Origin of the sequence: Chryseobacterium cheonjiense, assembly GCF_012927265.1 — a bacterium.
Taxonomy (GTDB): Bacteria; Bacteroidota; Bacteroidia; order Flavobacteriales; family Weeksellaceae; genus Chryseobacterium; species Chryseobacterium cheonjiense.
On record NZ_JABBGF010000002.1, the window covers coordinates 837,250 to 849,718 of the forward strand.

Sequence of the window (12,469 nt, forward strand, 5' to 3'; positions counted from 1 at the left end):
TACGAAATTTTAATATTTTATGGGAGTTATATTATTTAGATTCTTTATAAATATGAGTTTTATAATATCTATTTTCATTGTATTTTTGCAGATACTATGGGTTTAAAAAAGATAATTCAGGTTCTAGGTGTTTTGATTTCGGCAGCTGTTTTTTCTCAGAAATCAACTCCGAAAAAAGTACCTGTAAAAAAGAAGACGGTAGCTGTTGCAAAAAATGAAGTATTACCTGTTGTCAATCAGGATCTTCCTTTGTTGATTCCGAAGAAAAAAGACGGTAACTTCGGATACGTTAATCAGAAAGGTAAATTTATCATCCCGCCGGAATATCATATTGCGGTTTTCTTTTATGAAGACTGCACCCTCCTGAATTCTCCGAATGAAAAGCTTCGGAAATTCGGGACCTCAGAATATGCAACGGTAGAAAAAGATGAAATCTCATACAGGGTCGATAAAAAAGGCAAAAGAGTATATCGTTTCCGACAGGAAGATCTGGGAAAGTGTGTTCATAAAGAATATGTTCAGCAGCTGTATCAGGCTTATGTTTTAAATGGTTTTTACGGAATTATTGAAAAAGCTACTTTTAAAGATCCGGCAGATTACAGGCAGTTCCAGATCTATCCGCAGTATGAATACCTCTTTATACTCGAAGGTGATGATGTTGCCAATCCGATGATTGTTGCTTCAAAGAATGATATGTTTGGGGTGATTGACGTGCACAACAAAGTGGTTATTCCTTTTGAATACAGCGACATCAAACGCAATTTCAGCTGGAAGCTCGGTAAAATGTTTGATGTTTCGAAAGATGGGAAAAATTATTATTACATCGATTCAAATAATAATACTTACTGATTAACCCTCGTCAAATGGGGGGTGCATTTGAAAATTCTTTCAATAATGCTGGGTGTTAATTTTTTTAAGGTATATCTGATAATATTTTTGTAATTTTGCGGCAGAAATAAAGGGGTGCTGTCACAAGCTGAGATTATACCCAATGAACCTGGAACGGGTAATGCCGTTTAGGGAAACATGTAAATAATTGATAGATGATTATTGATAATTTATTAACAAAAAATAAAAATCAATCATCTTTTATCATTAATCATTTATAGATAATCCGCCCCTTTTATTCATTAAATGTTAAAATTTATAGAATGAAAGGATTATTTTTTTTAGGCCTTACTGTAGGCGCAGCTGCCTTTATCCAGGCACAAAATACCGATTCCTTAAAAATAAAGGAAATTGAAGCCGTTAATTTTACCAGAAGACTTCCCGTAGCCAAAGAAATCATTAATGTTCAGAAAGATCTCGACAGCAGAAACTTGGGACAGGATCTTCCGATTCTTCTGAAAAACCAGACTTCCATTATATCTACATCAGATGCCGGGAATGGAGTGGGCTATACAGGTTTCAGAATCAGGGGTGTTTCCGGAAGCGGAATCAATGTGATGATGAACGGTGTTCCATACAATGATTCGGAAAGTCAGGGTACATTCTTCGTCAACGTTCCGGATCTTACCAGTTCTGCTTCCCAGATTCTGATTCAGCGAGGAGTGGGAACATCCAACAACGGGGCTGCCGCTTTCGGAGCAAGCATTAATGTGCTTTCAAAAGATCCTGAAGAAAAGTTTTATGTTAAAACAGATGACAGCTACGGATCATTTAATACCTATAAATATTCTGCAGAAATAGGATCCGGAAAATTCTGGGGGAACCGGCTTTCCGTGATGGGAAGATATACGCACATCAATTCAGATGGATATATCGACAGGGCTTTTTCAAAGTTGAATTCCTATAATTTCACGGCTTTATATGAAGAAGGAAACACAAGAATCCGTTTAATGGCTTTCGGAGGTAAAGAAAAAACCTATCAGGCCTGGAATGGAATCGATAGAAAAATCTGGGAAACCGATCCTAAATTCAATTATTCCGGAGCAATTTATGATGCAAATTGGGAAAATATTGTAGGCTTTTATGATAACGAGACCGACAATTACCAACAAAATCATTATCAGTTGCTTTGGGAACAGAAATTTAATGATAAATGGAACCTCGAAACAACCATACATTATACCAAAGGGAAAGGATATTACGAAAATTATAAGCAGGGTGATCCATTCGCCAGATATAACTTACCTGATGTTGGAAGTGAAGAATATTCTGATTTTATCAGGAAAAAGTGGCTGAATAATGATTTCTACGGAATCGTATCAACGCTTTACGGAAAACTGGGAACGGTTGATGTAAACTTCGGTGCAGTCGCCAATCAGTACTACGGAAGGCATTTCGGAAATGTAACAGGCGTTTTCATTCCCCAGATTGATGAACACGAGTATTACAGAAACCGCTCCGTGAAAAATGAAGTGGCAGGTTTTGCAAAAGCATTGGTAAGAGTAAACGATTTCGAATTTTTCGGAGACCTCCAATTGAGAAATGTAGATTACGATACAAAAATCATTACTTCAGGAGATGGGGAAGGAGCAGATTTAAACAAAAACTGGCTGTTCTTCAATCCAAAAGCGGGAATCAATTATAAAATTCCGGCAGGAAAAGTTTTCGTTTCCTATGCACACGCTCACCGCGAACCCAACCGGGACGATCTTCTCGCAAATAATGACGTAAAAGCCGAAAAGCTTCACGATTTTGAAGCCGGTCTCGAAAAACAGTTTGGGCCTGTATCTTTCACCGCCAATCTCTACTATATGTATTATGTCAATCAACTTGTTCTAAATGGCGAGCTAAACAATGTAGGTGCATTCATCAGAACCAATTCCGGGAAAAGTTTCCGAAGCGGGATCGAGCTCGGAGCATTGGCTAAAATTTCAAAACAGTGGGAACTTAACGGAAATGTAAGTTTCAGTAACAACAGGAATTTGGACTTTAAAGTAGAAAATGAAAACGGCGTTCAGGATCTTGGGAATACACAGATTTCCTTCTCTCCGGACGTGATTGCCAATCTTTCAGTGAAATTCAACCTAAATAAAAATTTCCAGTTTGCCTTACTTAATCAGTATGTCGGAAAACAGTATCTCGATAATTCGGAAGATCGCAACCTCAAGCTGAACGACTATTTCCTTACCGATTTTAATGCACAGTACCAGTTTAAAATCAAAAACAACGACATCGCGCTCAAGCTTCTTGTTAATAATATATTTAACAGAAAATACGTTAATAACGGAGCGGTATGGGACAGTGAACCCTATTACTTTTCACAGGCCGGAACCAATTTCATGTTCGGGATCAGCTGGGAAATACAATAACCATCAGGCTATATTGAAATAATTATAGTAAAAAGTAAAGTTAGATTAAGGCTGCTTCGGCGGCCTTTTTTTTGGATTCTATCAGAATTATTTTTAGAAGCTTTTTCCCGCTTTCCGCACTCGCTATTTCTTTATTTTCCGGGGCGCGGCGGCTTCGCCGCCGCGCCCCGGAAAATAAAGAAATGAGCTCAGACAATTGCTTCAATCGCGGCTAGGGAAACAGTTGGTTATTCACATTTGTTCCAAAAATCAATGTAGGTTTCAAGCTAAAACTTATTGCCTAAATCCTGACAGCTCATCAATAGGAGCGGGCTTTAGCCCGCTTTAGAAAAATAAACCATCGATTGGCTTTAGCCAAAGCTTATAACATGGACAGGATTTCTAAAATCAGATCTGCATATTTTAAACTTAATACTGAACAATTCTTATATAACAAAAGTCACGAAAAAGTCATAAATTTGCTGCCAAATGAATATTTCAGCTTACATTTTAGAATATTTGAAACAATTCGGTACCGTTACGGTTCCGGATTTTGGGGTGTTTTCACTTGAAAACTCCAAAGCCATTATCAATTCAGAAAATGGGAGCATCCTTCCTCCTGCAAGTAAAATTGTATACAGCCCGGATTATAGGATAAAATCTGATGAGCTGGCTGCTTTTATTGCCGGTCACAAACAGATGACCACGGAAGCGTCCAAAACAGATCTGCAGATCCAGACCGATTTCTGGAAGAAGAAACTGCAGGCAGATCAGATGCTGGAGATTCAGGGACTTGGTACTATTTATATCGAGGAAGGCGAAACGCATTTCAAAGGAAACAGGCTTCAGTCAGATCATCCCGATTTTTATGGGCTGGAAGAAATTAAAATTTCGGACATCCATAATAACGAATCTCCAAAAACCGTTTCCAAAAATTCCGGAAAAGATTACCGCTTTAATAAATCAATTCTCTGGATTTTCCTCATCATTATTCCTGTTCTGGGAATTTTATATGTTGCTTACACGCAGCAGGAGCTTCTTTTTGGTGAAAAGTCTTTTGGAAACACCAATCCTTCTGTGCAGACCAGAACTCACCGGATCGTTGAAAAAGATACTGCAAAAGCGCAAAAGATTGCACCCCCGGTTGTACCATCAGATTCTCTGAAAAAAGATACTGTGGTAAAGCAGAATATTCAGCCGGCAATACAGAAAGCTGTAAACAATCCGGCTCCTACACATAACACTAAGAAGAAATGGCAAAAATAAAGAAGGCGTCAGAATCCCTGACGGTAATGACGAACATTGTACTTCCCAATGATACCAATCAGCTGAGGAATCTTTTCGGAGGCGAGCTCTTGGCAAGAATGGACCGATGTGCATCCATCTCTGCAACAAGACACTGCGAAAGACGAGTAGTAACGGCTTCCGTGAATCACGTTTCATTTGATCATCCAATTCCGGAAGGAGGAATTGTTGTGATGGAATCCAAAGTTTCCAGGGCTTTCTCTACCTCCATGGAAATTTATGTTGACGTGTGGCTGGACGACCCTATTAACCACAAAAAAATTCAGACCAATAAAGGAATTTATACTTTCGTGGCGGTTGATGAATTCAACAGACCCATCCCAATCCCTGAAATGGAACCGGAAACTGATCTTGAAAAAGAAAGATACGCAGCCGCACTCAGAAGAAAGGAACTCTCCCTGATTCTTTCCGGAAGAATGAAACCTTCTGAGTCAATTGAGCTTAAAAAGCTTTTTGGGGAGGAAACAAAATAATTTGATTTAAGAAATTATTTGTAGTTTTTTTGACGCAAAGTTGGTGATTATCTTGGTTGTACTTAAGAAAGAATTAATCAACAAGTTTGATGAAGCTGTAATCTAATCTGCTAAATCTGAATAATCTGTGCGGATTTTAAATAAAACTTAAATAAATAATTTCTTTCAGCGAAAGTCCACAAAAAATTATTGTAACAAGTACAGATAAAACCGACAAAAATAGTTGTCGGTTTTTTATTGCTGCTTCAGTAGAGGATTCTAAGTAATCGCCGGTTTTAGCAAACATTTTTTCAGGAAAGAATATGGGTAATGCCAAAAGACATAAAAGCAGAAAATTAAGACCTACTTCAAACCATAAAAATTTTTACTCCCAAAACCGTCTCCACCGTCTCCGGAATAGTGAACGGGAATAATTTCCTGTACAGAAGAAAATTGCTGTGACAGCACAATAATATATACAAGAAGAAGCAATACGGAAATACCGAAAATGGCCTTAGGTGATTTCATGGAAAACTAAAAAATTCAATTACAAAAGCTGTTTCTGAATCTTTGTAACTACCTTTGCAGAACAAATATAAAAATTATCAACGTAATTTCGTTTGTGTCATTTGTGCAAAACAATAGTGTCATTAGTGTTAAAAAAAATGAAAATACTCCTTTTAGATAAAAACCATCCCTTGATTACCGAACAGCTTCTTGCAAAAAATTTTATTTTGGAAGAAGATTTCACCTCTTCTTATGATGAGGTCTGCCATAAGATAAAAAACTATGATGGTGTCATCATCCGGAGCAGAATTCCTTTGGACAAGAATTTTCTGGAGCAAGCTAAAAACCTGAAATTTATTGCGAGAGTAGGAGCAGGAATGGAAAATATTGATATTCCTGTAGCACAAAAATTGGGAATTCAGCTGATCAATTCTCCGGAAGGAAACCGTGATTCAGTTGCAGAACATGTGGTAGGAATGCTGCTGATCCTTATGAACAGGCTTTTCATTGCATCCCAGGAAGTGAAAAATGGGATCTGGCTCCGAGAAGAAAACAGAGGTGACGAACTGCTGGGAAAAACGATAGGCCTCATCGGATATGGAAATATGGGCAAAGCGACTGCCAAAAGGCTTTCAGGGTTCGGATGCAAAGTAATTTTCCATGATATTCTGCCCGGCCTTTCCGATGAATATGCGACTCAAGTTTCCCTGGATGAGCTTAAGGAAAAAGCAGAAGTTCTGAGCTTACATATTCCGTTGACGGAAGATTCATATTATCTCGTAGACGGACCTTTTATTTCAGAAATGAAAAATGATTTTTATTTCGTCAATACTGCACGTGGAAAAAACGTGGAAACCAAAAGTCTTGTTGAAGCTATTAAATCAGGAAAAGTAAAAGGAGCATGTCTCGACGTTCTGGAATATGAAAAGTCTTCTTTCGAAAAGCTGGAATCAGAAAATGAAGACCTGCAGTTTTTGCTCGAATCTGAAAAAGTGATTGTAACACCACATATCGCTGGATGGACTATCCAAAGCAAGGAAAAACTTGCCCAGGTAATCGTGGATAAAATTCTTGCGCAATTTTCAGGTAATTTTCAGTCGATTCATTAATTTTCTGAGTTTGGCAACAGATTATTTTATGTTAAATAATTCATAATGTACAGTCAGGAGTTAATAATTATTTTCAGTTTTATTAAATTGCCGCTCATTTTTGAAATTCATGAGGATGCGTAATCTTGTACTTATTATCACTGCCTGTATAGCTCTTTTTGCCTGTAAAAACAAGACTGAAAATCAGGAGAATGCCACCGGAAGCACGACTAATCTCCCGAATTACGGAAACGTAGATTTAAGTAAAGTTTTTACAAAAGAAGACAGTCAGATCCCTGATAAGGCATCGCTTTCAAGATATATTGATCAGTACTACAAAAGAGTATGGGAACGTGGCGACCTCAGTGGCGGAATCCTGGTTGCGAAAGGTGATGATATTCTGTACGAAAACTACAGAGGTTTTGCAAGAGAAGGCAATCAGAATCCTATCGACAGGAATACACCCCTTCATGTTGCCTCGGTATCAAAAACACTTACGGCAATGGCAATGCTTAAGCTGGTAGAGGCTGGTAAAATAAATCTGGACGATCATCTTACGAAATTTTTTCCGGGATTCCCTTATCCGAATGTTACTGTTAAAACTTTGCTCGACCAAAGAAGCGGTCTTCCGAAATATGAATATTTCATCACTAAAATACAGCCTGCTCCTGCTGAGCTTTCCAAAGCGTTCATCACAAACCAGGATATTTTAAATATGATTATTAAGTACAAACCTGACCTGGCGAGAGATACAGATACGGGATTCATGTACTGCAATACCAATTTTGCCATGCTTGCGCTGCTGATCGAAAAGATCACCAATACTCCTTTTCCGCAGGCCATGAAAGAGATGGTGTTTGACCCTCTTAAAATGAAAAATACTTTTATCTTCCAGGAAAAAGATATTCCAACAGCATCCCAGTCATTTTATTATGGCGGCAAAAGGCTTTATCCGTTGGACAGGCTGGATCTGATTTACGGAGATAAAAATGTATATACCACCCCAAGAGACCTTTATAATTTTTCTAAAGCCATGTTTTCGAAAGATTTTTTAAAGCCTGAGCTTATGGAGCAGGTTTTTACACCATACAGCAATGAAAAATTCGGAACCAATAATTACGGATTGGGTTTCAGGATGAAAATTTTTGACAACGGAGAAAAACTCACGTACCATAACGGATGGTGGCACGGTACCAACTCTGTATTTGCGCATTTATTAAAATCAAAAGTAACCATTGTGGCCATTGGTAACATGTATTCCGGAAAAGTTTATACGGCACTTGCATTATCGGGATTATTTGAAGATTTTCCGGCACAAAAAGATAAACTTCACAGTGTAATGAGTGATGATAAAGATACATTAAAAGGACATGGTGAAGTTTATGGAGAATAATGTTTATTTTTGCGTAAACATCTTCATGAAAAGACTTCTTGTATTATTTGTTATTGGTTTTCTTTTGCAGTCCTGTGCGAGAGTAGGATCACCTGTAGGAGGCCCGAAAGATACGTTAGCACCAAAATTTTTAGGCTCTAATATTGATTCGGCGAGAATTAATGTTCCCAGGGACATTAAAGAGCTGCGCCTTGATTTCGACGAATACGTGACCCTGAAAGACATCAATAAGAATCTAAGCATATCGCCACCGATTAAAAATATTACCAGAATTATCCCCTCCAGTATCGCCAATAAATTTGTTCTTATCCAATGGAAAGATACCCTGCAGGCCAATACAACGTACAATTTCAACTTCGGAAACGCTATTTCGGATAACAACGAAAATAATATCCTTAGATATTTCAACTTCGCTTTTTCTACCGGTGAAAAGCTGGATGATCTCTATATCAGCGGAGAAATAAAAGATGCGTTATCGCTCAAAAAAGCTTCTGAAAACAAATTTGTCGTAGGGCTTTATCCGGTAAAAGATACCATTGATTATAAGCAGAAGCCTTATTATATCACCAAGGTTGACGATGACGGCTATTATGAGCTGAATTATCTTGCGCCCGGAAAATATAGAATTATCGCTTTTGAAGATGAAAACGGAAACTCTATATACGATCCCGGAAAGGAGAAAGTAGGTTTTCAGAAAGAACCTGTTGTAGTTGAAAAGTCAATCTCAGGATTGAATGTAAAGCTTTATCCGTCTAAGAAGCCGGTGAAATATCTTGAAACGAAAGAAGTGCCGGGAGGTGTTTTAATGACTTTTGAAGGCCGGCCGGATAGTGTGAGGGTACAGTCTCAAAACGAAAAGCTTACAGATTACAAGGTGACCCATGCTCCTAAATCGGATTCGGTCAGAATATGGTTTGATGCGGTGAAAAGCAATCTCGGGCAAACCACAGTCGAAAACGTGAAGTTCGGATATAATGCAGGAGTTAAAAAAGATACTCTTTATAATGCTTCTTTGTTTTACCGTTACAATACCAAGAATGCAATGGATGTAAACAGTGATAATGGCGGCGGAATGCTTGCTCCAAAAGAAAACTTTAAAATCAGTTCAAACTACTATATTAATAAACTAAGCACAGACAAATGGATCTTCAGGGCAGCAGGGGACAGCCTGAATACACTTCCCTTCACCGCAAGAATCTCGGAAACAAATCCTTATCAGATTATTGTAAATGCAGATTTTGTTTCGGGCAAAAAGTATCAGCTTACAGTACCTAAGGAAACGGTTTCATCTTTTTATGCTAAAAATTATCAGTCAAAACGTTTTGATTTCGAAGTTGATAAAGTGGAGAATTACGGAAGCCTGACCTTTAAGCTGGAAAATGCTCCTACGTCAAGCTATTGGATTCAATTGGTAGACAGCTCAGAAAAAGTTCTTTATCAGAAGTATACCAAAGGTAACGATGTGAAGTTTGATATCCTTAAACCGGCAGAATATATTGTACGGATACTGGTAGATAACAATGAAAATAAATATTGGGATGAGGCCGATTTCCAGAATGATATTTTTGCAGAAGATTCTTATATTTATTATAAAACGGTAATTGTAAGGCCTCTGTGGGACAGCAACGAAAAATGGGATCTGAAGGATACAAGAGTTCTGGATACATCCAAGCTCGATACTCCAAAGCCGAATAACAGTACCGCTCCAACGCCTTCTTCTAACTCAGTTACACCAAATACAGGAGCCAGACCTGAGCTGAAAAGCGACAGAACTTTGATAAAGCCGACAAGATAATCATGAAAACATTTAAAAGAATACTTTTTTGGTTTCTGATTGGTTTTGCCCTGATTCAGTTTATTCCAACAGATAAGGTGAATAAACCGGTTGATCATCAGGTAAATTTTATAGATATCAAAAGAACACCTCAGAAGATATCGCAGCTCATTAAAGGTGCCTGTTACGATTGTCACTCAGATGAAACGGTATATCCTGACTATGCCTATGTGGCTCCGGTTTCGTGGTCCGTAAAAAGTCATGTCAATGAAGGCCGAGAACATTTGAATTTTTCCGTTTGGGGGAAATATAATGAGGATTTAAAAAAGAGTATGCTGGAGAAGGCCGTTCAGACCATACAAAATAAAACCATGCCTATGCCCGGTTATGTGGTGTATCACAAAGAAGCCAATTTATCTGAAGCAGAACGCGTATTGTTGGTTCAGTATTTTGAAACGATACTGAAGTCAAAAACATATTGATTAATTTCTAATTTAGATTGTGAATGAATAAACTGTATAAATTATAGTTTGTATTCAATATGTTTAAGAATTTTCAATTTTTCAATTCATCTTTGCTATATACATGTAGCTTGAATTTAAAGGTTAGAAACAAATTTTATATCATTTCTATTTATTACTTCTTGATCTTTCTTCTTATTCTAATGGTTTCTTTTTAGATATCCATATTCCTCCTATTACATTGCTATCTTCATAAACCCAAACACTTAAAAACTTAGCGGGAGAAACTTTTTCCGTTTTAATGTTGAAAATAAATAAATCAACAGGGTCAAAACTTTTAAGACGCTTATTTTTATAAGCTGAGTTTAATTCTAGAATTTCAATATTGCCATAGTTCTCTTTGTTTTTTTGACATTCTTTTTCAAAATTCGAAATCATGGATTTTTCAATCCTTTTATCAACTTTAAAATTTTTAAGTGTAGTACTATTGTTTTTGTAACATTTATCTAAAAATGTTTCTATAAAACTCTTTCCAATCGACAGTCTTGTGGGATTAATTTCTGCATGATCTATTTTGGAGTATAATTTTTGGGAATTTGATAAAAAGAAGAAGTTTCCTAAAATAGCTAATAATATTTTTTTCATTCTAATACAATACGTTAGTTACTATAATTTGCTATAAGATAATATATACGAATGTTTATTGTATCATTCGTATAGAAATTTTTATTGGCCGTATCTTTAATGCGCTTATCTTTATAAACTTTATAAATTATTCACTGGCACAAAAAAATTACTGTATTTTTGAATTGTGATGTCTTTAGTTAAATCTTCCGAATGTAATCAGCGAAAAACTTTTTTTGCGAATCAAAAGCAAGATCTTCAGGATTTAACTCCTGTAAAGAAATCCAGACCGCTGCTGAAATTTCAGAGATATCAAGTTTTACCTGAAACTTTTCCTGAACCTTATATTCGTAAAAAAGATCAATTGTATTATAGTCTATTTCTTTATACTGATATACATTCGGAAGACTTGTGAGATACTTTAAATTTGAAATATCCACCTCAAGCTGCAGTTCTTCGAAAAGCTCTCTTTTGCAGGTTTCTTCTGCACTTTCACGAGGGTCTACAAAACCTCCCGGAAGGTCAAGCTTTCCTTTTTTTGGATCTCTGTTCCTTTTGGTAAGGTAAATTTCATTTTCAAATCGTATAACCACAGCTACTGCTCCGGCTACATTATTATAAAGAGTGAAATTACATTCGGGGCAGCTCCATTTCTTTTCGCCGTCCCAGTTCAGAGATTCTTTGCCGCAACTTGGGCAATATTTCAATATTTTCATTGGACAATATTCATATTTCTCGGATGATAATTTAAAATAACATCCCGAAGTTCTTCTGTTTTTAGATGAGTGTAAATTTCTGTTGTAGTAATACTCGAATGGCCCAGCATTTCCTGGATATAACGGAGGTCTGCACCATTCTGCAATAAATGTGTTGCAAAAGAGTGTCTAAAGGTATGTGGTGAAATTTTCTTGCTTACCCCTGCCTTATCCGTAAGTTCTTTTATTATTAAAAATACGATCACTCTGGACATGGATGTACCTCTGCTGTTCAAAAACAGCGTGTCTTCATATCTTTTGCTGACCTTAATTTTAGAACGGATATCAGAGATATAGCTTAGCAGTAATGCTGCGGTGTAATCAGCAAGCGGAACAAAACGGGTTTTGTTACCTTTACCCAGCACTTTGATATAATGCTCGCGGAAATTAATGTTGGAGATTTTCAGCTCTATAAGCTCCGATACCCGGAGTCCGCATCCGTACAGTACCTCAATAATGCACTGATTTCTTTTCCCAAGATCAGAATCCAGTTCAATGGCACTGATGATTTTATTGATGTCCGGAAGGCTTAAAGTGTCCGGCAGATAAAGCCCTAGTTTCGGGCCTTCTAATAAAGTTGCAGGATTGTCTTTACGATACTCATCCTCAACAAGATATTTGAAGAAAGCCTTTATAGACGATATCCATCTTGCCTGTGAGCGTTCGCTGAATTTTTTTTTGGAAAGGTTAAAGATATATTCCTGCAGGTTTTCGTACTGAATGGTATCAGGTCCCATATTCTCTAAATCTTCTTCCGCGTATTCTTTTAGTTTTTTGATATCCCTAATGTACGCATCAAGAGTATTTTCTGAAAAATTTCTTTCGAAACGAAGAAAAATTTCAAAATCCTTAATTTTTTCATCCCAAGTCATGT

General features: G+C 37.0%; 12 protein-coding genes. 8 read left to right on the forward strand and 4 right to left on the reverse strand.

All coding sequences use genetic code 11. The features are described from left to right. Window positions 1–96: 96 nt before the first annotated feature. The 4 genes from HHL20_RS14475 to HHL20_RS14490 all read left to right on the forward strand — a co-directional run bounded on the left by HHL20_RS14475 (window position 97) and on the right by HHL20_RS14490 (window position 5,014). On the forward strand, window positions 97–849 hold the full coding sequence (locus HHL20_RS14475; RefSeq protein WP_169231881.1) for a WG repeat-containing protein: 753 nt from the start codon (window positions 97–99) through the stop codon (window positions 847–849). 302 nt (window positions 850–1,151) lie between these two features. Continuing rightward, the gene (locus HHL20_RS14480; RefSeq protein WP_169231882.1) at window positions 1,152–3,257 is read left to right on the forward strand and encodes a TonB-dependent receptor; all 2,106 of its coding nucleotides are present in this window, start codon (window positions 1,152–1,154) and stop codon (window positions 3,255–3,257) included. Between the two features lie 468 nt (window positions 3,258–3,725). Beyond that, window positions 3,726–4,502, forward strand: coding sequence for a hypothetical protein (locus tag HHL20_RS14485; RefSeq protein WP_169231883.1), 777 nt, complete (start codon window positions 3,726–3,728; stop codon window positions 4,500–4,502). Beyond that, a complete protein-coding gene (locus HHL20_RS14490; RefSeq protein ID WP_169231884.1) occupies window positions 4,490–5,014 on the forward strand; it encodes an acyl-CoA thioesterase in 525 nt (174 codons plus the stop codon). Before HHL20_RS14485 ends, HHL20_RS14490 begins: the two co-directional genes overlap by 13 nt. A 342-nt stretch (window positions 5,015–5,356) precedes the next feature. On the opposite strand, the gene HHL20_RS14495 is transcribed toward HHL20_RS14490, so the two are convergent. Continuing rightward, window positions 5,357–5,521 carry a hypothetical protein gene (locus tag HHL20_RS14495; protein ID WP_169231885.1) on the reverse strand — a complete coding sequence of 55 codons (165 nt, stop codon included), beginning with the start codon at window positions 5,519–5,521 and terminating at the stop codon, window positions 5,357–5,359. 137 nt (window positions 5,522–5,658) lie between these two features. Between HHL20_RS14495 and HHL20_RS14500 the strand changes: the two genes are divergently transcribed. The 4 genes from HHL20_RS14500 to HHL20_RS14515 all read left to right on the forward strand — a co-directional run bounded on the left by HHL20_RS14500 (window position 5,659) and on the right by HHL20_RS14515 (window position 10,237). Further along, the gene (locus HHL20_RS14500) at window positions 5,659–6,609 is read left to right on the forward strand and encodes a 2-hydroxyacid dehydrogenase (protein ID WP_169231886.1); all 951 of its coding nucleotides are present in this window, start codon (window positions 5,659–5,661) and stop codon (window positions 6,607–6,609) included. Between the two features lie 109 nt (window positions 6,610–6,718). Beyond that, complete coding sequence (locus HHL20_RS14505; protein ID WP_169231988.1) at window positions 6,719–7,981, forward strand: serine hydrolase domain-containing protein; 1,263 nt, start codon at window positions 6,719–6,721, stop codon at window positions 7,979–7,981. 25 nt (window positions 7,982–8,006) lie between these two features. After that, entirely contained in the window at window positions 8,007–9,776 is a 1,770-nt protein-coding gene (locus HHL20_RS14510) for an Ig-like domain-containing protein (RefSeq protein ID WP_169231887.1), read from the forward strand. Window positions 9,777–9,778: 2 nt separating this feature from the next. After that, the gene (locus tag HHL20_RS14515) at window positions 9,779–10,237 is read left to right on the forward strand and encodes a heme-binding domain-containing protein (protein ID WP_169231888.1); all 459 of its coding nucleotides are present in this window, start codon (window positions 9,779–9,781) and stop codon (window positions 10,235–10,237) included. 174 nt (window positions 10,238–10,411) lie between these two features. On the opposite strand, the gene HHL20_RS14520 is transcribed toward HHL20_RS14515, so the two are convergent. The 3 genes from HHL20_RS14520 to xerD all read right to left on the reverse strand — a co-directional run bounded on the left by HHL20_RS14520 (window position 10,412) and on the right by xerD (window position 12,467). Then, window positions 10,412–10,861, reverse strand: coding sequence for a hypothetical protein (locus HHL20_RS14520; protein WP_169231889.1), 450 nt, complete (start codon window positions 10,859–10,861; stop codon window positions 10,412–10,414). 179 nt (window positions 10,862–11,040) lie between these two features. Then, window positions 11,041–11,556: an NUDIX hydrolase gene (locus HHL20_RS14525; RefSeq protein ID WP_169231890.1), complete on the reverse strand. Its 516-nt coding sequence runs from the start codon at window positions 11,554–11,556 to the stop codon at window positions 11,041–11,043. Continuing rightward, complete coding sequence (gene xerD, locus HHL20_RS14530) at window positions 11,553–12,467, reverse strand: site-specific tyrosine recombinase XerD (protein ID WP_169231891.1); 915 nt, start codon at window positions 12,465–12,467, stop codon at window positions 11,553–11,555. The genes HHL20_RS14525 and xerD overlap by 4 nt, the downstream gene beginning before the upstream one ends. Window positions 12,468–12,469 lie beyond the last annotated feature (2 nt).